Origin of the sequence: Leptolyngbya sp. FACHB-8, assembly GCF_014695575.1 — a bacterium.
In the GTDB taxonomy this organism is placed as follows: domain Bacteria; phylum Cyanobacteriota; class Cyanobacteriia; order Elainellales; family Elainellaceae; genus Vacuolonema.
On record NZ_JACJOO010000011.1, the window covers coordinates 1 to 22,983 of the forward strand.

The following is a 22,983-nucleotide window of genomic DNA, read 5'->3' on the forward strand; positions in this document are numbered from 1 at the left end:
TGTTACTCCAAGTCGGTCGAGATGTTAACCCTCTCAGTCCAGTTACTCATTTACTATCTCAAGCATCATCGGATTCCAGTATTTACTTAAATCATTCTCTACTGTGCAACGCCAAAATAGAATGGCTTAAGTCTTTTAGCTCATTCCGGAATTACGGTGATGGTAGTTGAACCTATACAATGCCCAAGTTGCAACAGCACAAACATAGTCAAACATGGCAAGACGGCAGAGGGAAAACAGCGATACAAATGCCGCAATTCGGAATGTGCTCGTCACAACTTTGTTCTGAAGTATTCTTACCGAGGCTACTTGCCTAGCGTGAAACAACAGATTTGCGAGATGGCACTCAATGGCAGTGGGATTCGCGATACTGCACGAGTGCTCAAGATTAGTCCAACTACAGTGATTGAAGAATTAAAAAAAAGATCGTCATCTTGAACACGTAAATCGTCCCTTATTGGAGCGCCTTAAACCAACCTCTGTAACCGTTGCCAAACACGTTGAGGAGGCCGAAGCTGACGAGATGTGGAGCTTTGTCCGCTCTAAGAAACAGGAGCGTTGGCTCTGGCACGCAATTGATCATCAAAGCGGACAAGTGTTAGCGTATGTGCTAGCCGATCATAAAAACCAAGCATTGGTCGAGTTAAAAGCATTGTTGGAGGGGTTTGGCGTTGGAACTTTTTACACCGATGGATGGGGTGCGTATGCCCATTTGTTGGATCAAGACCAGCACGTTGTTGGCAAGTGGAACACCCAAAAAATTGAGCGCAAACACCTAACGTTACGAACCCGAATTAAGCGATTAGCGCGCAGAACCATTTGCTTCTCCAAATCCGAATGGCTCCATGACATCGTGATCGGACTGTTCATTAATCGTTACGAGTTTGGTCGGGTAGTTTGACCCCATCGATCCCCATGTCTAGAACACTACCCTCCGTTAGAAGGAGCAAAAATCGCCTTGAATCTCAGAACACGGGTTTTAACTGGATGACTGCGACAGAGCGTATTCCATGGGAAAGATCGCGGATTGATTACGTCCACGCTGTTTAGCGCAGTACAACAGGCGATCGGCCTGGTTGAGCAGAATATCAGGCGATGTCTCAGGAGCAGGGACAATGCTGGCCATACCCAGACTAATCGTAACGACGTTACTGACAGGAGAGGCGTTATGGGGAATATGCAGTGCTCTGATCGCCTTGTGGATGCGTTCGGCTACAGCGATCGCCCCACTCCTGGAGGTATTGGGTAACAGCACAACAAACTCCTCGCCACCATAGCGGGCCACGAGGTCGGCTGGGCGTTTCACTACCTGCTGGGCAGCTTGAGCAACAGCAATGAGGCAGCGATCGCCCTCCTGGTGCCCATAGGAATCGTTATAAAGCTTGAAATGATCAATGTCGAACAGAAGTAAGGATAGGGGTTGCTCTTCCCGTTGAAGCCGCTGCCATTCGTGTCGTAAATGCTCGTCAAAGCAGCGACGATTCGCAATTTGAGTTAACCCATCAAGATTTACAAGCTTTTCCAGCAGGCCCTTGGCGTGGTTAAGTTGGTGGTTCATTTCCTGAAGACGGGCTTCGGCCTGCTTCCGTTCTCGCAATTCGAGCGCTAATTGAGAATACAGATTGGATTGCTGAATGGCAATGGATAGTTGATTGGATAGCCGTTGCAGGAAATCAATTTCCCAATTCTCCCAGGAGCGGGAGCGATCGCACTGATGCAATTGAATCGCTCCGTTGGGTCTGCCCTGATAGGACGTTCGCACTGCCAGCATTGATTTCAAACCAATCTGCTGGCAAACGGGAGCCGCCGATTGCAGCAGGGGATCCGCGAAGACATCCGGGGAAACGACGACCTCATCCTGGGCCATCATGGTTTCCGTGTGGGCATTGGTCAGTATCGGAAACGGTCCCTGCATCAGCGATATTTGGTCTGGGGATAAGTACTCGGCAACCAGGGAAAGCCGTGGCAATGGCACATCAGTAAAGGCATAGATTAAACAGCGATCGACATTAAAAAGTAAACCGATCTGAGTTGCCGCAGTTTTAAATATTTGCCGACTATCCAGGCTTAGCCGAATATCTTGCGTAATCTGCTTCAATAGCAACGTGCGCTCATACTGCTGTCGCAATGCTACTTCCGCTTGCTGTTGAGCGCGGGTGGCGGCCTCTGCTGCTCTCTTGGCCTTCAGAATTTCGTCCTCATACTGAATACGTTGCCGGATGGGAATTAAAATACAGTCGTTCACAAAATGCCCATCCCGCTCCTGTCGTGCTCCATTCACCAGCATGGGGATATCAACTCCCTGCCGGGAACGCATAGAAAAATAAATCTCCTCCGCCTTCCCATGTAATTTGAGCAGGGGAAAAAAGTGAGTCTGACAGAAAATGCGGCTGGCGATCGGCAAAATTAAATCCAGCTTTTTTCCCTGTAATTCATCAGAAGAATAGCCCAGCAAATTCAGCAATGTGGCGTTGGCTGCCCCAATCGTAAAGTCATCTCGGAAGGACAGGAAGCCACAGGGCGCAGTGTTGAGTAACCCGTCGATTGCCGCTGAATTAGACACAATTTAATGCATAGTTGTGGGCAAAAAAACTTAAGTGGTAGGAACAGGAGACAGATAACCCTGAATCGCCTGAATCGTTTCCTTGGGATGGCTCATATGGGGGCAGTGGCCAGTAGCAGCCATGAGCTTGAGTGTACTGTTGGGCAAGCAACGGTCCAGATAGTGACCGACCTCGACAGGGGCGATCACATCCTCAGCACATTGCAGAATCAGAGAGGGTATCGTCACTTTGGGCAGATCATGCCGATTGTCAGAATAGAAGGTGACTTCAGCAAAACGGCGAGCAATGACAGGGTCAGTTGAGCAAAAGCTAGTCTCTAACTCATGGGTTAGATCGGGGCGATCGCTATTGTGCATCACCATAGGCGCTAGCATGCTCGCCCAGCCGATATAGTTTTTTTCCATAATGTCGAGCAGTCCTTCAATGTCAGCCCGTTCAAACCCACCCAAATACTCAGGCAGATGATTGATGTAGCAGGGAGAGGGACTAACCATAATTAACTGCTGAAACAGGGAAGGTGCTTCAATAGAAGCAAGTAGGCCAACCATACTACTGACGGAATGGCCAACAAAAATAACATCTTCCAGATTTAGCGCCTCACAAATGTCGAGAACGTCCTGGGCATAGCCCTGGAGAGCGCTATACCGTTCGGTGTTGTAAGCGCTCAGATCAGATTGCCCAGAACCCACATAATCAAATAAAACTAAGCGGTAGTCCTGCTCAAAGGCGGGTGTGATAAACCGCCACATATTTTGATCACACCCAAACCCATGGGCGAACAGCATGGTCTGGTGGCCTTTTCCCAAAACGGTCACATTGTTGCGTTGGAGAACGTTTTGAGTCATTCATTCACACCAGTGAAAATATACAGGGTTCAAGTTGATTCTAGATGCTTTGCTTAGCCTCCTATGAGGAATATTGCGGGGTGGTTACGTTTATTCATAGGACTATTTAGGCGGTGGCTGTCCTGTTCGTCGTTGCCTGTTGCGATCGCCCTCGGGCCGTGTCATCAATTAAGCTGGATAAGCGTTGCTGCCAGGTAGATGATCCCTAAAAAGCTCTCGTTAGACTATCGTAGCGAGTTGGAATCACCCGAACTGCTTCAATTTGACAAAAAAGTTCTCAACCCAGGGGTGCTCCTTGTAAAGCTCTTGATCGTACTCTCGGGGCTGTTTGTAGCTCTTCTTGGGAGGAATAACAGCCTTTTCGCCTTGTCCTAACCAGATTAGAGAGGGTTATAAATAAATCCTGCAAATCCTGCCCAGTCCCAACGAACAAGGGAACAATGGAAACGTTGCCTGCACCCCAAGTTCCATCACTTTGGTGTGGCATAACGCTGCCGTCCGCAAGGATATCCCCCAACGGGCAGCCGTCCCTCAAGCAAGGCGAGACGGGAAATTCATGAAACTACTGCTCATTGAAGACGATCTAGCCATCGGAGAGATTCTCACCAATACCCTTACCCTGCATCACTGGGTCGTCGAGCGGGCAACCGATGGTCAGATGGGATTGGAAATGGCTGCTCAGCAATTTTATGACCTGATTCTGCTCGATATTGGGCTACCCAAATTAGACGGACTAACCGTCTGCAAGCGACTTCGCAGGAATGGCTACGAGAACCCCATCCTACTCCTCACCGGGCAAGACAGTGTCAGCGCTCAGGTCGCAGGGCTGGACGCCGGAGCCGACGACTACGTCACCAAGCCCTTCGATATCGACGTTCTGCTGGCTCGCGTACGGGCGCTCGTTCGCAAAGGAAAATCCACCACCCTTACCTGGGGAACGATTCAACTCGATACTATCAGTGGTGAAGTCACCAGTGAAGGCAAACCCGTACGCCTCACCGCCAAAGAATTTAGTCTACTTGAGCTATTTTTGCGTAACCCCCGCCACCTCTACAGCCGTCGGGCCATCCTCGATCGCCTTTGGAATGCTGCTGATTCCCCTGGCGAAGAAACCGTCAGCACCCACATCAAATGTCTGCGCCAAAAGTTAAAAGCCCTGGGCTCGGCTGACCCCATCGAAACCGTCCATGGGATAGGTTATCGGCTGCGAGACCCGCAAACCGCTGCGCCTTCCAACCTGCTAGAGTTTCCCACCCTTAAGACTCCTGAGCCCCCCGCCCCTGCTCCCACCGCAGCCCAGCAGAAGGCCCAGGCCGTTACTTTCAAAGTTTGGAACCAGTTCAAAACTCAGTATCTAGAACAGATTCGGGCTTTAGAAAGTTTAGTAACCAGCCTGCAACCCCAGGCTGACTCTCCGAGTCAGCAGCAAGCCATCCAACAGCTAGCCCATAAGTTAGTTGGCTCTATGGGCATGTTTGGGTTGATGGAGGCATCTCAACAGGCCAAGCAAATTGAACAGTTGATGCAAGGCTCGTCCCTGAATAGCTTACAAATTCAGGAGGCTAGACAACGGGTTGGGGTACTCCGCGATACCATCGAGCAGGCTCAGATGGTTCAACCTCCCAAGGTGCAAGCTCCCAAGCTGCATTCTGCCACATCTCGCCCTACCGCCTCTGGCTATATCTTGATTGTGGATGATGACCTGCTACTAGCAGAGCGGCTGCGCATCGAGGCGATCGCCTGGGACTTTCAGGTCGAAATTGCCAACGATCTGACAACCGCCCGTGATCTGATCGCGCAGGCTCCCCCCCGCATCATTCTGTTAGATCTCAACCTGTCAGAGGCAGAAGATGGGCTCACCTTGATACGGGAGCTAGAGCGGCGATCGCCCCCCATCCCCGTCATTATCATGACCGCGCGGGAAGACCTGAGCGATCGCATTGCAGCGACTCGCCTGGGCGTCAGTGCATTTCTGCGGAAGCCACTACCCGCCTACGAAATTCTCAAAACCGTTACGGATGTCCTGAGTCGGAAGCCACCCCAAAACCGGGGCGATCGCATCCTTATTGTGGACGACGATCCAGGCTTCCTGAAATTGCTCTTTAGTCTTTTGGCGGTCGAGGGAGTACATGTCAGTACGTCAAACCAACCCCAGACTTTCTGGCAGGCACTGGCAACCTGTAACCCAGATGTCCTGATTCTGGATCTGGAAATGCCAGAATTTAATGGCATTGAACTGTGTCAGGTCGTCCGCGCTGACCCCCAATGGCAGCACCTTAAAATCCTCTTCCTGTCTTCCCATACTGAAGCCAGAAGAATGGCAGAGGCCTATGCTGCCGGAGCCGATGACTACATCAGCAAATCAATGTCTGGGCCAGAGCTCGTGGCCCAAATTCTCCACCGATTAAACCGAGCCCCTCGAGCAACAGACCGAAGTAATCCGGGAGCCGTTCCACGGCTTTAGTATCTAGTCAACCTGAAGGGGATAATGACCTAAACCCCTTCAGGTTGGCCAGATCCGGATTGCGAGCGGACGTCTACCCATCGCATCGTTCACCAATTTCACCTTCTGGATCTCTGCAACACAGGGAAACGTGCCATGCATTCCACCATGTATCGCCTGTTTCTAAGGTATGGAGTGGCTGTCGCCAGCACAGCGATCGCCCTTTTGCTCACCCTCTGGCTAGAGCCCTATATGGTGCGTACCGTTGGAGCCTTCTTTTACGGTGCGGTGATCGTCAGCACCTGGTACGGAGGCCGACGACCCGGTATGGTATCCATCCTCCTATCTGTTCTGGCATTGGACTGGTACGTCATCACACCCCATGATCCGTTTCTTGGGGCAGATGCTAGCAATCTCGTTCCCCTCGGCATTTTTATGCTGATTGCACTCACCATTAATTTGCTAGGGGCCAACCTGCGAGCCAGCAAACGCCGAGTAGAACGCCTCAACCGCATGCTTCAACAAGAAAATGCCGAACGGCTCAGCAATGCACTGAATGCGGCTCAGATGGGGCTATGGGACTGGGACATGATCAACGGCACTGTAGAGTGGTCACCCGAACATGAGCAACTTTTGGGCTTGGCCCCTGGAGAATTTGATGGCCAGTATGCCACCTTTGATGCCTGCCTTCACCCCGATGATCGCTCTGGCTTGACCCAGGCAATCACCCATTCTCTAGAACACCGTATTGCCTATCACCATGAATTTCGGGTCGTCTGGAAAGATGGCAGCACTCATTGGATTGAAGGGCGAGGGCGCGCTTACTATAACTTTGAGGGGCAGCCCGTTCGTATGTCGGGCACCATCATGGCTATCGATGCCCGTAAAAAGGCTGAGCTCGCCTTGCAGCAACTCAATGCGGACCTGGAGCAACGGATTTCAGAAAGGACAACTGAGCTCTCTCAGGTGAACGATCGCCTGCTAGAAACTATTCTAGAGCAGCAACACACCCAACTACTCTTGCTGGAACAGGCTCAACTGCTAGACCTAGCCCACGACACAATCCTCACCTGTGACCTCAATTGGGTCATTACCTTCTGGAATGAGGGAGCCGAACGCATGTATGGCTGGACTAAGAAAGAAGCGTTGGGCAAAGAAACCACAACCCTTCTGAAAACCCAGTTTCCACACCCCCTGGACGAGATCAAAACTGAGTTGTTTGAACGGGGATACTGGGAGGGTGAACTGGTGCAGTGGGATAAGAGCGATCGCCCCCTATTCGTTGCGAGCCGCTGGGTCGTTCAAAAGGATCTCATGGGAAGACCCATTAAGATTCTCGAAATTACCAACGACATCACCGCTCGCAAGGAGGCCGAGCAAGCTCTGCAACGTTACACCCGTGAGATTGAGGATCTCTACAACAACGCTCCTTGCGGCTACCATTCCGTTGATGCAGAGGGAACCCTGGTTCGGATGAATGATACAGAACTTCGCTGGTTTGGCTATACCCGTGATGAAATCCTATACCAGAAGAAGCTCGTGGATTTGCTCGCGCCAGAAAGTCGGGCCATCTTCCACGACATTTTTTCCACATTCAAACAGCAGGGTTGGATCAATAACCTGGAACTGGAGGTGATTAACCGCGACGGCACTACCCGCTGGGTGAATCTCAATGCAACAGCCATTTATGATGCTGACGGTAATTTTGTGACCAGTCGCTCATCCCTCTTCGATGTCAGCGATCGCAAGCAAGCAGAAGCAGAACGGGAGCAAGTGGCGATCGCTCTCCAGGAAAGCGAAGCAACCTTTCGGCTACTGAGCGAATTCGCCCCGATGGGCATTTTTCTATGTGATTCTGAGGGATCCTGTACCTATACCAATCCCCGCTATCAAGCCATTGTGGGGTGTACAGCCGAAGAAGCCCTGGGAAATAGCTGGATCAACTTCGTTCATCCAGAAGATCGCCCCTGGATACACGACCATTGGAAGCAGCTCGTTAACGATATCCAGGAGGGCATCGTTGAAGACATGCGCTACCAGGATCGCCAGGGTCGGGTTCGCCATGCGCTGGTACGCACCTCTCCCATCCGGACCACGGATGGAACGGTGATCCACTTTGTCGGTGTGGTCGAGGACATCACAGAGCGGCACGAAATTGACCAGATGAAGAAAGATTTTATCTCCGTTGTCAGCCATGAGCTCCGCACGCCGCTGACCTCCATTCGTGGCTCCCTAGGGCTGGTGGCTGGAGGAGTTTATGACCAAAAACCCGAAAAGATGAAAGCCATGATTGATATCGCGGCCCGCCAGAGCGATCGCCTGGTTCGTCTGGTCAACGACATCCTCGACCTGCGCCGGCTGGAGTCAGGGCAGACTCTATTTAACCTGAAGCTTCATAACAGTGAGGATTTGATTCAGCAATCGGTGGATGTGATGCGATCGCAAGCTGGCCAGAATGACATTACCCTGACCATCATTCCTAACACCAACACCGTCTGGGCCGATGCCGACGCCATCCTCCAAACCCTCACCAATCTCCTCAGCAATGCCATTAAATTCTCCCCTCCCGGTAGCACGGTGTGGCTGAAAGCAGAACCGTTAGAAGCAGGAGAGAAAGAAAGTGACGGATTAAGGGAGTTATGGCGTGAAAAAGTAACAGAGCGCAGAGGAACGGAACGGTTCCTGAGTCTGGATGAAGCCAGTTCCCTGGGCCTTCTCCCCCCTCGCCCCCCCGCCCCCTCAACCTTCTACATCCTCTTCTCAATACAAGATCAGGGCCGTGGCATCCCCGCTGATCAACTTGAGAAAATTTTTGGACAATTTCAACAAGTGGATGCCTCCGACTCCCGCGAAAAGGGCGGCACAGGCCTGGGTCTGGCTATTTGCCGCACTATCGTTGAACAGCATCGGGGTAAGATCTGGGTAGAAAGCGAGCTGGGCAAGGGCAGCACTTTCTATTTCACCCTTCCCACAACCTCCGATGTTAACCAAGCGTGTTCTGGTGATTGATGACGAAGCCGATATCCGAGCTATTCTTCAGGGATGTCTAGAAGATATTGCAGGCTGGGATGTCATAATTGCGGCCTCTGGCGAGCAAGGTATCCAGTTAGCTACAACGAGTCAGCCTGACGGCATTCTAATGGATGTATCAATGCCTGGCATGGGCGGTCTTGAAGCCCTACAAAAACTTAAGCAGAACCCAATGACTGGCAATATCCCAGTAGCATTACTAACAGCCAAAGTCCTGACGGAGGAACAAGAGCACTTTGCGCATCTCAATATTGCAGGACTAATCATGAAACCCTTTGATCCCATGACCCTGGTGGACCAAGTCATAGAAATCTTTCACTGGAATATCTAGCACTCGACGGCTTACAGTGCTTTGCGCTTGAATCAGCCACGGTTGTTTTTGTAAGAACCGCGCTCCGTGTGGCTCTTACAAAAACAACCAGATCTTAAGCGCTTTTAAGATGACAAGGAGTGAAGCCCCTATCTGCTCTCCTCGCTCTAAACCATATAGTGACACTTACTTTGAATAAAATTCAAACTTCTTAAACTTCAAAAATTCTTCAAATCTCATTTCTACAGTGAAGGAGTGCTGCAGGAGTTAGATATTTTGGTGCCACCAGTATGCTACGTCCGCCATGACTAGCACTTTTCGGACATTCCCTAAATATCCCTTGGCTTGAATATTTATCGGTTTCTACACCCCTAATCGCTATCATCATTTCCCGAAAACCAATGATCTCATCTCTGTATCCCCAATTTGGCCTACAAAACTTTACAAGAATGGCAACTAAACGTGTTTTGGTCATTGATGATGAAGCAGATGTTCGGGCTGTCGTTCAGGGATGTTTAGAAGATATAGCCGGTTGGAATGTCGTTACAGCAGCTTCAGGCTTTGAAGGATTACAGCGGGTTCTCATCGAGCAACCTGATGCAATTGTGTTGGATGTCATGATGCCTGGAATGGATGGGTTCGCATTTTTGCAGGCGCTCCATTCTCAAGCACAAGACCGATGCATTCCTGTTATTTTGCTGACTGCGAAGATAAATTTAGACTACACACCAACGCCTTCGGTACTAAGCATCAAAGGCATTATCTCTAAACCATTTGACCCATTCATCCTAGCTGAGCAGGTCGCTAGTATCCTGAATTGGCAGATGGAATCCTGACGCTTCTTCTATTTCTAAACCTGCACTAACAATTCATTTACCAATGTTAAAACAATACTCTAGACAGTTTTTCTGAAATCCTTGATTTTGCGTGCGCTTCGCGCACGCAAAATCAAGGATTTCAGAAAAACTGTCCGAACTAATGTTAAAAGAATAGAAATGGATTTGCCTGTTCCATCCTTTTAACATTAGTGGGATTTATATCAGTTTTGCTTAGCGCCATACCAAGGCTTCTATAAGGACTAACAGGGTTTGTCATAAAACAGTCCCATGAAAAATTTAGTTTTGCATATAGAGCACATACATAAAACTAAATCTTTTTTGGAATTTCTGATAAACCCCGAATTTCCGCAGCATTCACCCTGCTGAGTAAACTAAATTGAGTAAACTAAGAAGTAATAGCTTATGTCATTTGTTAGAGGAATGAGGGCGATCGCTTTCCTAACATGGAATGAACATGCTATCCACAACATCCAGAATATTGTCAGTGAAAGACAATAGGCGATTGCCTAAACCGTGCCCATCTATATCACCGTTCCCATCCTTTAGAGAATGTTTGAAATCATCCAAGAGTTGATTTCGCACAGGTAAGATTCACGGCAAATTAGACTTGCAAGCATCCTTTTAGTCCCTCTCGTTTATCAAGAGCTATGAACTCTTTAATCTCGTTTGAGCAATTTTCAGACTGGGCAGCTGCTAGACCTGAGCCTCCCTACTTTTTGCTGTTTGCCAGCATGCTCATCATTTTGACATGCTCCCTTCCACTCATCGTTGCGGTGCGGCATCGGGTAAATTACTGGTCAAAAAACTTTTCTCCTGATACCTTGCCCCGGGGTGGGGGTGTACAAGTTCTGCTGCCCTTCCTTGGAACATCTGCAGGATTGTGTATCCTGCTTGCATCTACCATGGAAGTTTTTGGCCTGGCTATACTGCCATCTCTGATTTTCGCCCTTGTATTGACGGTTGTGATCAGCCAGCTTGCCTGGTCGCAATTAGGCAAACTGCTCAGTCGCCGTCTGGTTCGTTCCTATCTGGATCAGTTTTCTGATTTTCCACGAGTAGGCATTTAACCGCCTTATGGCGTTTTTCTAAGACCCATTCGAAGAGGGTGATTTTTCGTGCTTAACAGATACTAGTAGGCTACGGCCTAAGTTCGTTGCCTATTTTTTGTGGTGAGGTGCTTCGCACCTCACCACAAAAAATAGGTTGTACACTTCTGCCCCAGCCTACTAAAGATCAACCTCTTCAATAATTTTGAAAACAGCCTCAGGGATACTCAACATAGCGGATATTTTTCGCCCCAAAGACAAGTCGAGTAACAGCAAGAAATCAAGAGGAAGCCACTAAGTCGATCAGTTTGTTAAAAAGAAAATGGCGCGATCGCTCAATGCCTTTTAACTATTACTAGTGGGCTGCGGCCTAAGTTCGCAACCTATGTTTTTGTGTAGGGTGCTTCGCACCCTACACAAAAACATAGGTGATGGATTTCCGCCGCAGCGTACTAGGCACGATTGAAGACAAGAAAATTTATCGAACCCGGACGTATAGTCGCATTAGTTCTCGATTGCCCCTAACGTTTTCAGAGTGGCTCTCTGAGCCACGGTCAACCCGGTTACGCCTTGAATATTCATCCCTTCGTATAGGCGATCGACCGTTAACGTGTTGATACAACGTCCTGACTGCACATCCCAAAGCTTGATGGTGCGATCGTTGCTACCACTGAATAGAATTTGACCGTCGGAACTAAAGATCACCGACCGGACCCAACCGTTATGTTCATCCAGGACGTGGAGACAATGCCCCGTTTGCAGATCCCACAGTCGAATGGTTTGATCATCACCGCCACTTGCCAGAAATCGACCATTGGGACAGATGGCAACCGTCCAGATAGCTCCAGTATGCCCCTGCAAAACCTTCAAACATTTTCCAGTCTGCCCATCCCATAATCGAACGGTCTGGTCATGACTGCCACTTGCCAGCCGGTGACCATTCGGCTCAAATGCCAGTGCGAAAATTGCACCGATATGTCCCTGAAAAACCTTCAGACATTCTCCACTTTGCACATCCCACAAGCGAATAGTGAGATCAAAACTACCGCTTGCCAACCATTGACCACTGGAGTCGAACGCGATCGCACGAATACCGCTCTCATGTCCGCACAACATATGCAAACAGTGATGCGTTTGCACATCCCAAAGCCGCACAGTGCAATCATAACTACTACTTGCCAGAATTTGTCCCGTTGGGCTAAACAGAATGGTCCAGATCGATGCGTTGTGTGCTGACCATTGATCGAGGTGCCCAGTTTGGATATTCCATAGCGCGATCGACTCATTGTGTCGATTGACCGCGAGTGTTTGGCCGTCAGGACTAAAACTGACATTGCTGAAGGGTGACATCCGACGAATTGGGTTAGAAAAGGTTTTGTAGGGGTGAAGTTGCGATCGATTGTGATCTCGTTGCACATGCCACAACTGAATCGTTTCATCTTGACCACTACTCGCAAGAATTTGGCCATCCGGACTGAGGCTCAGGGAGTGAATGCCACCGGTATAGCCGCGCAGTGTTTTCAGGTTCTGTCCGCCCGGCAAATTCCACAGCCGCACGGTGTAATCTTTTCCTGTACTAGCCAATAATTGGCTGTCGGCACTGATGGCGAGCCCATAAACATCATGCGTATGGCCTTCAAGTACATGAATAGGTTGCCCGTCTGGAACACTCCAAAGGCGCAGCGTACTATCGAGGCTCGCACTGGCTAACCAATGACCATCCGGGCTAAAAGCAATGTTCCAAACCCAGTCGGTATGTTCCTGCAGTAGCTTGACGCTGGAAGTTATGACATTAGGCTTCGACGCTCGGTTGTGAGGCAGATGAGCGTTCCACAGTCGAATCGATCCATCCCGACAGCCGCTGGCGAGGAGTTGACCGTCCGGGCTGTAGCGTACACACTGAACCCCGCTGGTATGCCCTTGTAAGATACTCAAGCAGTTCCCATTACTCACATCCCAAATCCGAACCGTTGCATCATTACTGCTGCTGGCTAGAGTTTGTTGATTTGGAGCAAAGTGGACAGAATAAACACTCTGGGTGTGCCCTTCCAAAACACGGAAACACTGCCCCTGCAAGTTCCATAGGCGGACTGTTTTGTCTTCACTACCGCTCGCAAACTGCTGACCATCAGGACTAAAACTCACTGACCGAACACCACCCGAATGGTCTGTTAGCAGCTGCAAGCATTGCCCACTCTGAACATCCCACAAGCGCACGGAACTATCCGTACAGCCGCTGGCTAGCAAAGCACCAGAGGGACTAAAGGCAACTGACCAAACCCAGCCGACATGACCTTCCAAGGTGCCCAGAAGTTGGGTTGTGGTGACATTCCAGAGATAGATATTACCACTGGAATCGCCCACTGCCATCATCTCACCATCTGGGCTCATGTCGATTGACATGGCAATACTGAACATTTCCGAAAAGATGGACTTGGCAAACGTAGCATTCTGAAAATTGACCCTGGATAAATCGACTTGCCGTAAGTCGGCTTGTTGCATTACAAGACCAGAAAAATCTGAGCCACGCAAATCGACTTGAAGCTGCACCAGGAGGTTAATCAGGTTGCCGGCAATGTACCCGGGTTTCTTCCCCTGTTGCGTTAATAGGTGCCTTGCTTGCGACTCAATTGCTGCCACGCTACCAAAGCAAGACAGCAACCGTTCCATCACCGGTTGAATAATGAGGCGCGTCTGAATCTCTCGAACGTAATCTTTTGCTTGTACTCGTAATAAAGAATGCGTCTGCCAAACGTTAAGCCGCTGCGTCTCAAATTCGATACAAATTTGTTGTACGAATTGTTCCGTGACATATTCCATCACTACGGGTTGTAAGAAGAATAACCCATCATTTTTTTCAAGGAGCGATCGCCGGAGTAATGAGTTGACCAAATTAGGTACATGTTGCTGAGCAGCCAGATCAACTACATTCTCTCGAATGTCTGCGATCGAGACTGGCTCCCGATGAATAGCAAACCAGAACAGGATTTTTTGTTCTGCTTCAGATAGGCGATCGAACTGACGCTCCAGCACATCGCGAATATCTTCAAATACCGCCAATCCCTGGCTGAGAAAGGGTACTACCTCGCTAATACTGCCGTTAAACAAATCTTGAGTTGCGGCTGCCACCAGTTTCAGCGCCAGAGGATTGCCACCGTAGTGATGGATTAACGCCTCCCATTCGACTTCTGACCCTGTAAACGCTCCTTTTTGCCGAAAGATGGCACGTCCGTCATCCGGTGTGAGCCCACTCAGGGGCAGCGATCGCACCAGCGTCTGTGCGCCTTCCATCAGAGCCATCTCGCGTGGCTTTTCTCGACTCGTCAGTAACAAACAACTCCCATGAGACGCTTCACCAATGGCTCTGAGCAACTGTCCGTAACCTTCATACCCCGATCGCCATTGTCCCACTGGCTCACGCTGCAAAATGGTTTCAACGTTATCGAGAATTAATAAACACCGACGCGATCGCAGGTATTGCATCAGTTTGGGAAGCTGCTGAGCAAGCGTCGTGGGAATGATGGGGTCTTCCCCATAGAGCGGCATAAGAAACTTCAGCAGGCTTGATAGCAGTTCATCTAGCGGGGGCGCATTCGCCAGGGAGCGCCACACGACGATCTCAAACTCAGCTTGCATCTGCAGCGCCGCCTTGACGGTGATCGTACTTTTGCCAATGCCGCCAATGCCCAACAGCCCAACGATGCGACAGCGATCAGACACAACCCACTGCCATAGTTGCGCCAGTTCTGCCTCACGTCCATAAAATACCGAGGCATCAACCGCCGTGTCCCAGTCCTGTTGAGGATTGCATCGGCTCTCGGTTTCCTCCGAGGAGGCAGGGGATTTCACGTCTGCCTGCGTTAATTCCAACCCAAACGCTCGGAACAAATACTCTACGGATTGGCGATCGACCCCCAGTTCACGTTTGAAGATGCGAGCCAGGGTATTGAGGGAAAGCCCGGTGCGATCGCTGATGTCTTCCTGGGTAAAGTGTTTACCCCAGGTTTCATCGGATTCTGCCTGCTGTTTTGCCGTCTGAAATTTTTGCCATCCCTGAGGCGATAGGATGACTCCTCGCACTCGCTTAGACGGGGTTGTTCCACGTCTAGATTTTGATGGGTTGGAATTCATACAGCCACTCATGCAAAGGACAGAACGAACCTTTCCTTAAAGTATCGGGCGTTTCTTGAATACAAGCCTGACGAAGAGCTTCAGCGAACTAGAAAGACCGGCAAATGATTCCTTTTTGGCCGAAGTATATCAGGTTTCATTGATCCTCGCTATTAACGACCTATCCGAACAGCAATTCCCAGTATGAGAAGGCCGAGAGTGCGTGCCCGACGGGCACGCACTCTCGGCCTTGAAGCTCGAAAACCGCCCACTAAAGGTGGGCGGTTTTCGAGCTTGATTTCAAAATGAGAATTGCTGCTATCCGAAACCCTAATTCAGGGAAGGTGCGGACGCACCTTCCCTGAATTAGGGTTTCAGTTTCGGACTTTAAGTCGCGTTTTAACTCAAAGAACTTGAGTGGTGTGGATAGGGCGATCGCAGAAGAATGAAGTTAACCGAGTGGGCCGCAAGCTCACCTAACAAAAGGAGAACAAGATGAGCAGCAATCACGTAAACAGTCAAAATATGAAACTCGAAGTTATGGTATTGCCCGTCTCAGATGTTGATCGTTCCAAGCACTTCTATGAGGCGTTGGGGTGGCGGTTGGATGCTGACTTTGTCACTAGTAAGGACTTCCGGGTAGTGCAATTAACCCCTCCTGGCTCCGAAGCCTCGATCATCTTCGGGCAGGGAGTGACGTTAGCCGCACCGGGTTCCGTTCAGGGGCTGTACCTCATCGTTTACGACATCGAGGCAGCCCGCGCCGAACTCGTTGATCGGGGTGTTGAGGTGAGTGAAGTATTCCACGACATCGGAGGAGTTTTCCATCACGCCGGAACCGAGGGACGGGTACCAGGCCCCGATCCGAAACGTCGCGACTATGCCTCCTATGCCTCGTTCCGTGATCCAGACGGCAATGGCTGGGTGCTCCAGGAGTTGAAAACACGGCTTCCCGGACGGTAACAAGACAAGCACTGAAGAACAAGGAGCCCAAAGTAACAGCTTTTTGCTCCTTCTAATACCCACCATCCATACAGCAGTCAGCCCACACACTAGACAACATCTAAAACGAGGACACATATGAAAACGCAGAACGTATGGTTTATTACCGGAGCCTCCAGAGGTTTTGGGTTGGAAATTGCCAGAGCAGCCCTGGCAGCAGGTGACCAGGTTGTGGCAACGGTTCGCAGCCAGCCCGCACAAGTCACCAATGCTTTGCACAACGACCCGAATCTGTATGTGGTGCAGATGGATGTCACCCAGGAAGACCAGGTAAAAGTGGCTGTTCAGCAGGGCATTGCCCGTTTTGGTCGGATTGATGTCTTGGTCAATAATGCTGGCTATGGCATGGTTACAGCGATCGAAGAAGCCACAGATGCCGAAGTTCGCCAACAGTATGACACCAACGTATTTGGTTTACTAAGCGTGACGCGTGCCGTATTGCCCTACCTGCGCCAGCAAAAGTCTGGACGCATCATCAATATTTCGTCGTTGTTTGGCTACGATGCCATTCCAGGCTGGGGGTTGTACGGGTCCACTAAGTTTGCCGTCGAAGGCCTCTCGAAAGGGCTGGCAGTCGAGCTGGCACCGCTCGGCATCCATGTCACGGTAGTCGCTCCCGGTCTTTTTAGTACCGACTTCCTGAGCACGGAATCCTATATTGCCGCAAAAACCATCATTGACGACTACCAGGAAACGGTAGGACAGATGCGGAGCGGAGCCGATGCGCTACACGGGAACCAACCCGGTGATCCGAAAAAGTTTGCTCAGGTGATTCTTCAAGTCGCCACTACAGACCATCCGCCCGTGCATTTGCCCGTCGGGAAGGATGCGATCGCCATGTACCAAAACAACGCCGTGAAAGTGGCCCAGGAAATCGAAGCATGGCTACCAGTCACGACCAGTACCGACCATGACCAACGTATTACAGCTTCGACCGTAGTTTGACCTGCAACATTCATACATGATTTCTAAAGGAGTTTTACCATGGACATCGAACAAAAAGTTGCTGTGATTACCGGCGCATCGCAGGGCATCGGCGCAGCTCTCGTCAAGGCGTACCGCGATCGCAACTACCGAGTCATCGCAATCTCGCGCTCGATCCAGCCCTCAGACGATGATGAAATCGTGACAGTATCTGGCGACATCGCGGAGCGAAAAACTGCCGAGCGTGCGATTATCGAGGGTGTGACCCGATTTGGGCGGATTGACACGCTCATTAACAACGCTGGCATCTTCATCGCCAAGCCATTTACCGACTACACCGAGGCTGATTACACGGCATACCTGGGCACCAATATCGCTGGATTTTTTCACATGACGCAACTCGCGATCGCTGAGATGGAAAAGCAGGGCAGCGGTCATATCGTGCAGATTTCAACGAGCCTAGTTGATAACGCGATCGCGGGTGTACCGTCTGTGCTTGCGTCCCTAACAAAAGGTGGATTAAATGCTGCAACCCGATCGCTGGCGATCGAGTACGCCAAGCGCGGTATCCGAGCGAATGCGATCGCGCTGGGTACGATCAAGACGCCGATGCATCCTGCCGAAACCCATGCACAGCTTGATGCTCTGCACCCAATGGGTCGTATGGGCGAGGTCTCCGATGTCGTCGATGCAGTCCTCTACCTGGAATCAGCCAACTTTGTAACAGGCGAAATCCTTCATGTTGATGGGGGTCAGAGTGCGGGGCACTAACACCCCCTTGTGAGACAACTGACGCTGACGCTCTCAAACAGAATTGCGCGATCATCTAGCCTTCACAGGAACATACACCATGACTCCACTCGAAAAAGGCATGATCTACGAATTACGCATTTATCACGCCACGCCCGGACGATTACCTGCCCTACTTTCGCGCTTCGAGCACCACACGCTACAGATTTGGGAAAAGCATGGCATCCGTCAGGCTGGATTCTGGACCACGTTAATCGGCGAGAGTAATCAGCGGCTCACCTTCATGCTTGCCTGGAACAGCATGGCTGAACGTGAAGAGCGCTGGGCTGCATTCCTTGCCGATCCCGAATGGATCGCGATCAGCACCGAAACTGAGAAAGACGGTCAACTTGTGCAGAACATCAGCAACGAGTTGCTGACACCGACCGCCTTTTCCTCGGTGAAGTGAGCGATGGAGCGAGTGACGGAACTCGAAACCGTTGCAGTCAGTGTGCAAACTCCTCTCCCCCGTCACAACAAGCAATACGGACAGACAACCTGTAACTCCCGTGAATTCAGCACCCCTGTAAACGCAGCTAAGTCACGTTTTAACTCAAAGAACTTGAGTGGTGTGAATCGGGCGATCGCAGAAGAATGAGAAGTAACGAATCTGAACACCAGATTTACCAACAAAAGGAGAACAAGATGAACAGCAATCCCGTAAACAGTCAAAACATAAAACTCGAAGTTGTGTTGTTCAATGTTGCCGATGTTGACCGTGCGAAAGCATTCTACGAAAACCTCGGCTGGCGATTTGACATTGACGTGGCGGAGGGCGACTTCCGAGGCGTGCAGATGACACCACCCAATTCAGACGCCTCGATCATCTTCGGCAAGGGAGTCACTCCAGCGAATTCTGACACGGCGCACAATCTAGTTCTCGCCGTCGAAGACCTCGATGCCGCTCGCGAAGACTTGATCGCTCGTGGTGTCAATGTAAGCGAGATCTTCCATTACGCTGGTGGTCCTTTTAATAATGCTGTGGAGAACCCGCGCGTCGACGGGCGCGATCCAGAAGGTCGTTCTTACTTCTCATTTGCCTCATTCGAGGATCCAGAGGGGAACGTTTGGCTGCTCCAGGAAATTACAACGCGGCTTCCCGGCCGAGAATGGAACTCAGCGCCAGCACAAGATACAGACGTTGCAACCCTTGCAAGCCTTCTCCGCGAGACGGCAGAGCACCACGACCCCTACGAGAAGACTCACGACGAGCATCACTGGTGGGACTGGTACGCGCCCTATTTAAATGCACGTCAGAATGGCAACAGCCCAGAAGAGGCCGCCGCTGCCGCCGACCGTTATATGGAGGAGGTGTTGTCTGCTTCCAGATAAGGCGGTCAGAGTTGTCACACCCACGTACTCGGTGGGTGTGGCAAAGTGATTCTCTCATTCCACCGTACCTATCTGAACACAACAAGGAGGTCAGCCCATGTTTGAAGAAGTCAATCCTAATCGCCGCTCCTTTTTAACAACCACGGTTCAAGCCCTTGCTGCCACTCAACTCGGCAGACTTGGCTACACTAAACAAGACGCTACACCAGCAATGGCCGAGTTACCGATTGAAGGCGAACTGCCTTCGCTTGTGGGCGCGATCGCATGGCTCAACTCGCAGCCATTGACGGTTGACGAGCTGCGTGGAAAAGTTGTGCTCATCAACTTCTGGACGTATACCTGCATCAATTGGCTGCGCCAGCTTCCTTATGTTCGCGCGTGGGCCGAGAAGTATCAGGATCAAGGACTGGTCGTGATCGGTGTGCACACACCGGAGTTCGAATTCGAGAAGACTCTCGATAACGTCCGCCGAGCCTCAACGGACATGGAAATTAACTACCCGATCGCCGTGGATAACGATTATGCGGTGTGGCACGCGTTCGGGAATCGTTATTGGCCGGCCCTTTATTTTATCGACACGCAAGGACGCATTCGTCATCACCACTTCGGCGAAGGCGAGTACGAGCAATCAGAACAGGCCATTCAACAGCTGTTAGCTGAGTCCGCAAGCCGCCGCAGTCAGGAAATGGTTGCAGTCGAGGCTCACGGTTTTGAAGCTGCCGCCGATTGGAACAACCTGAAATCGCCTGAAAACTACCTTGGATATCAAAGAACTGAAAATTTTGCGTCTCCCAGTGGCGCCGTGTTAAACAAGCGCCATTCCTACACCACCCCCGTACAATTGCAACGTAATCAATGGGCACTTTCGGGTGATTGGACCATTGGAAGACAAGCCATTGCACTGAACGAGCCCGGTGGACGGATTGTGTACCGCTTTCACGCCCGCGACCTTCATCTTGTTATGGGGCCAACTGTGTCAGGAACGTCTGTGCGGTTTCGCGTGCTCATAGACGGGCAACCAGCCGTCGCGGCTCACGGACTCGACCTCAATGAACAAGGCGAAGGCACCGTTACCGAACAGCGGTTGTATCAATTGATTCGACAGCCCCAGTCCATCACCGATCGCCAATTCGAGATTCAGTTTCTGGATGCCGGGGTAGAGGCTTTTGCATTCACGTTTGGATGATCACACAAACAGATATGTCCTCGACATGAGCGACAAGAAGGTAAATGATATGACCATGAACTCCACCCATGACAGCCCAATCCTCGTGACCGGAGCAGCCGGAGATGTTGGTGCGATCGGTCGTAACCTGACCGCAATGCTGCTCGACAAGGGGCATAAAGTGCGCGCCTTGGTCCGGCGGGAAGATGAACGCGCTGAAGCTCTACGCGAGCTTGGTGCCGAAGTTGTGCAGGGTGACCTGACGGATCTTGACTCGATGCATCGGGCGATCGCAGGAGTTGCGCGCATCTATTTCGGCATGTCAGTCTCGCCAGCTTATCTCGAAGCCACGGTCAACGTCGCTGCGGTGGCGAAGCATCATGGGGTCGAGGCTTTCGTGAATATGTCCCAGATGACGGTGACGCAGATGAGCATCACCGCGACTACAGACAGCCCACAGCACAAGCTGCACTGGCTTGCAGAACAGGCATTAGCGTGGTCGGGGCTACCCGTCGTCACAGTGCGACCAACGGTCTTTCTCGAAAGCTTCTTCCTGCGTCTCGCCGCTGCTAGTATTCGGGATAGCAACGAACTGGCACTGCCGCTGGGCAACAGCAAGACCTCGCCGGTCTCGGCGGTTGATGTAGCGCGTGCTGTTTCTGAGATCCTCGACGACCCTGCCCCGCACATTGGTCATGTGTACAATTTGACCGGATTCGAGTCAGCCGATCTAGACGACTACGCCCATGTCTTTTCTGAAGCCCTTGGCCGAACGATTCGCTATCGCGACGTACCGCTCCCTGAGTGGATTGATGGGCTTCGCGAGTTTGGGGTGCCAACGCACCTCGTCAACCACCTCGCGGTAATGGCCGAACTTCACGCGCAGGGACGGTATGACCGTATGACAAACGACCTGTTCAAGCTGACTGGCAAGACACCGACGAGCATGTACGACTTCGTGAAATTACACACCGCTGAATTCACGCGACGTGAAGTCACCAAACTGTAATGACAAACTATCAACCGAGGTAACCATGGAAACAGCAGATGTCATTGTGATTGGAAGTGGTCAGGGTGGAGTCCCACTCGCGGCTGACTTTGCCAGAGCTGGTAAGAACGTCGTTTTATTTGAGCGCGATGCGTTGGGCGGCAGTTGCATCAACTATGGCTGTACGCCTTCTAAAGCCTTTTTAGCCGCTGCTCATGCCGCAGGTCGCGCTCGGCAAGCTGCAAAACTCGGCATACACGCGCAGGTTGAAGTCGATTTTCCTGCGGTGATGGAGCGAGTGCAGGGCATTCGCAGCCAGTTTAACCAGGGCACTAAGGGGCGGTTAGAGAGCGCAGGGGTTAAAATCGTCTACGCTGAAGCTGTTTTCACTGGAGAGCGAACGGTCAGCGGAGGGGGCGTGACGGTGCAGGCGCCGATCATCGTCATCAACACAGGGACATCCTCTACGATTCCTGAGCTTCCTGGTTTAGCGGGAACGCCTTATCTCACCAATCGCAATTTCTTTGATTTGCAACAGCTTCCACCTCGGTTGCTTGTGGTTGGCGGAGGCTATATTGCCCTGGAGTTAGGGCAGGGAATGGCGCGTTTAGGCAGCCAGACTGAGTTGATTGTGCGGGGCGATCGCCTACTGGCTCAGGAAGAATCTGATGTCAGTGATGTGCTTTTGGATGCATTCAAGCAAGATGGAATTGGACTGCATTTCAACACGACGGTTCAGCAGGTTGCTTACACGAACGGTGTGTTTACCCTAACGCTGAATAACGGCAAAGTACTGGACGGAGAAGCATTGCTGGTTGCGACTGGGCGCAAACCCAATACCGGAGCATTAAATACTGCGGTGACAGGCATTGAATTGGATGCACAAGGGTTTATTAAAATCGATGATCAGTTTCAGACGACTTGCCCTGGAGTTTATGCGATCGGAGATGTTGCCAAGCAACCTGCTTTTACCCATGTCTCATGGGAAGACTATCGTCGATTGAAAGCCATTCTCTGTGGCGAACAGCGGAGCCGCAACGATCGGGTGTTAGGCTATGCCGTCTACACCGAGCCACAAGTGGGCCGAGTGGGTATGACGTTAGAGCAGGCTGGGAAACAGGGCATCGCTGCCCGCGAAGTCACCCTACCCATGGCTCATATCGCCCGCAGCATCGAGTGGGGGCATGATCTGGGCTTCTACCGCATGGTTATCGACACCCAGACGAATTTGATTTTAGGCGCAACGCTGGTTGGATATGAAGCGGCTGAACTCGTGCATGTCTTTTTGTCGCTGATAGAAGCTGGAGCAACATGGCAGGTACTCGAACAATCGGTTCACATTCACCCAACTTATGGTGAGGCATTGCCCAGCCTCGCAAGACTACTGGTTGGAGATGATATGCCAACCTGCCCCAATATATGAGAAAGCCTCAACCTGGAACAAAAAACGACGAGTTCTTGAATGTGCTACATTTTTTGTCCTGTACCGAGGTACAGGACAAAAAATAAAACGACCTCCAGAACTAGTAGGCTGCGGCCTAAGTTCGCAACCTATGTTTTTGTGTAGGGTGCGAAGCACCCTACACAAAAACATAG

At 51.0% G+C, this 22,983-nt stretch carries 19 protein-coding genes; 16 read left to right on the plus strand and 3 right to left on the minus strand.

Going from position 1 to position 22,983, the window contains the following annotated elements:
• Positions 1 to 159: 159 nt before the first annotated feature.
• Together H6F91_RS27760 and H6F91_RS27765 are read left to right on the plus strand one after the other, a co-directional pair.
• A complete protein-coding gene (locus H6F91_RS27760; RefSeq protein ID WP_242035594.1) occupies positions 160 to 438 on the plus strand; it encodes an IS1-like element transposase in 279 nt (92 codons plus the stop codon).
• Between the two features lie 19 nt (positions 439 to 457).
• The gene (locus tag H6F91_RS27765) at positions 458 to 901 is read left to right on the plus strand and encodes an IS1 family transposase (protein ID WP_242035595.1); all 444 of its coding nucleotides are present in this window, start codon (positions 458 to 460) and stop codon (positions 899 to 901) included.
• Between the two features lie 78 nt (positions 902 to 979).
• On the opposite strand, the gene H6F91_RS01955 is transcribed toward H6F91_RS27765, so the two are convergent.
• The gene (locus tag H6F91_RS01955) at positions 980 to 2,563 is read right to left on the minus strand and encodes a diguanylate cyclase (RefSeq protein WP_190774971.1); all 1,584 of its coding nucleotides are present in this window, start codon (positions 2,561 to 2,563) and stop codon (positions 980 to 982) included.
• Positions 2,564 to 2,593: 30 nt separating this feature from the next.
• Positions 2,594 to 3,409 carry an alpha/beta hydrolase gene (locus H6F91_RS01960; protein ID WP_190774970.1) on the minus strand — a complete coding sequence of 272 codons (816 nt, stop codon included), beginning with the start codon at positions 3,407 to 3,409 and terminating at the stop codon, positions 2,594 to 2,596.
• 556 nt (positions 3,410 to 3,965) lie between these two features.
• Between H6F91_RS01960 and H6F91_RS01965 the strand changes: the two genes are divergently transcribed.
• The 5 genes from H6F91_RS01965 to H6F91_RS01985 all read left to right on the plus strand — a co-directional run bounded on the left by H6F91_RS01965 (position 3,966) and on the right by H6F91_RS01985 (position 11,098).
• Positions 3,966 to 5,873, plus strand: coding sequence for a response regulator (locus H6F91_RS01965; RefSeq protein ID WP_190774969.1), 1,908 nt, complete (start codon positions 3,966 to 3,968; stop codon positions 5,871 to 5,873).
• 135 nt (positions 5,874 to 6,008) lie between these two features.
• Positions 6,009 to 8,861 (plus strand): PAS domain S-box protein, encoded by a 2,853-nt coding sequence (locus H6F91_RS01970; RefSeq protein WP_190789200.1) that lies wholly within the window; start codon positions 6,009 to 6,011, stop codon positions 8,859 to 8,861.
• Complete coding sequence (locus H6F91_RS01975; protein WP_190774967.1) at positions 8,833 to 9,213, plus strand: response regulator; 381 nt, start codon at positions 8,833 to 8,835, stop codon at positions 9,211 to 9,213. The genes H6F91_RS01970 and H6F91_RS01975 overlap by 29 nt, the downstream gene beginning before the upstream one ends.
• 428 nt (positions 9,214 to 9,641) lie before the next feature.
• On the plus strand, positions 9,642 to 10,028 hold the full coding sequence (locus H6F91_RS01980) for a response regulator (protein WP_190774966.1): 387 nt from the start codon (positions 9,642 to 9,644) through the stop codon (positions 10,026 to 10,028).
• Between the two features lie 650 nt (positions 10,029 to 10,678).
• Positions 10,679 to 11,098: a hypothetical protein gene (locus H6F91_RS01985; RefSeq protein ID WP_190774965.1), complete on the plus strand. Its 420-nt coding sequence runs from the start codon at positions 10,679 to 10,681 to the stop codon at positions 11,096 to 11,098.
• A gap of 483 nt (positions 11,099 to 11,581) precedes the next feature.
• Here the strand turns inward: H6F91_RS01985 and H6F91_RS01990 are convergent, their stop codons facing one another.
• Positions 11,582 to 15,208, minus strand: a complete 3,627-nt coding sequence (locus H6F91_RS01990) for an NB-ARC domain-containing protein (protein WP_190773794.1) — start codon at positions 15,206 to 15,208, stop codon at positions 11,582 to 11,584.
• A 504-nt stretch (positions 15,209 to 15,712) separates the two neighbouring features.
• Here H6F91_RS01990 and H6F91_RS01995 point away from each other — a divergent pair.
• The 9 genes from H6F91_RS01995 (at position 15,713) to H6F91_RS02035 (ending at position 22,810) form a co-directional block, all read left to right on the plus strand.
• Positions 15,713 to 16,150, plus strand: a complete 438-nt coding sequence (locus tag H6F91_RS01995; RefSeq protein WP_199307586.1) for a VOC family protein — start codon at positions 15,713 to 15,715, stop codon at positions 16,148 to 16,150.
• A 117-nt stretch (positions 16,151 to 16,267) separates the two neighbouring features.
• Positions 16,268 to 17,134: an oxidoreductase gene (locus tag H6F91_RS02000; protein ID WP_190773792.1), complete on the plus strand. Its 867-nt coding sequence runs from the start codon at positions 16,268 to 16,270 to the stop codon at positions 17,132 to 17,134.
• A gap of 39 nt (positions 17,135 to 17,173) precedes the next feature.
• Positions 17,174 to 17,884: an SDR family oxidoreductase gene (locus H6F91_RS02005; RefSeq protein ID WP_190773791.1), complete on the plus strand. Its 711-nt coding sequence runs from the start codon at positions 17,174 to 17,176 to the stop codon at positions 17,882 to 17,884.
• A gap of 100 nt (positions 17,885 to 17,984) precedes the next feature.
• Positions 17,985 to 18,311: an NIPSNAP family protein gene (locus tag H6F91_RS02010; protein WP_190773796.1), complete on the plus strand. Its 327-nt coding sequence runs from the start codon at positions 17,985 to 17,987 to the stop codon at positions 18,309 to 18,311.
• 3 nt (positions 18,312 to 18,314) lie between these two features.
• Positions 18,315 to 18,500 (plus strand): hypothetical protein, encoded by a 186-nt coding sequence (locus tag H6F91_RS02015; protein ID WP_190773790.1) that lies wholly within the window; start codon positions 18,315 to 18,317, stop codon positions 18,498 to 18,500.
• A 47-nt stretch (positions 18,501 to 18,547) separates the two neighbouring features.
• A complete protein-coding gene (locus H6F91_RS02020; RefSeq protein ID WP_190773789.1) occupies positions 18,548 to 19,234 on the plus strand; it encodes a VOC family protein in 687 nt (228 codons plus the stop codon).
• A gap of 97 nt (positions 19,235 to 19,331) precedes the next feature.
• Positions 19,332 to 20,420, plus strand: coding sequence for a thioredoxin family protein (locus tag H6F91_RS02025; protein ID WP_190773788.1), 1,089 nt, complete (start codon positions 19,332 to 19,334; stop codon positions 20,418 to 20,420).
• A gap of 25 nt (positions 20,421 to 20,445) precedes the next feature.
• On the plus strand, positions 20,446 to 21,408 hold the full coding sequence (locus tag H6F91_RS02030) for an SDR family NAD(P)-dependent oxidoreductase (protein ID WP_199330869.1): 963 nt from the start codon (positions 20,446 to 20,448) through the stop codon (positions 21,406 to 21,408).
• 25 nt (positions 21,409 to 21,433) lie between these two features.
• Positions 21,434 to 22,810 carry an FAD-dependent oxidoreductase gene (locus tag H6F91_RS02035; protein WP_190773787.1) on the plus strand — a complete coding sequence of 459 codons (1,377 nt, stop codon included), beginning with the start codon at positions 21,434 to 21,436 and terminating at the stop codon, positions 22,808 to 22,810.
• The last annotated feature ends 173 nt before the right edge of the window (positions 22,811 to 22,983 follow it).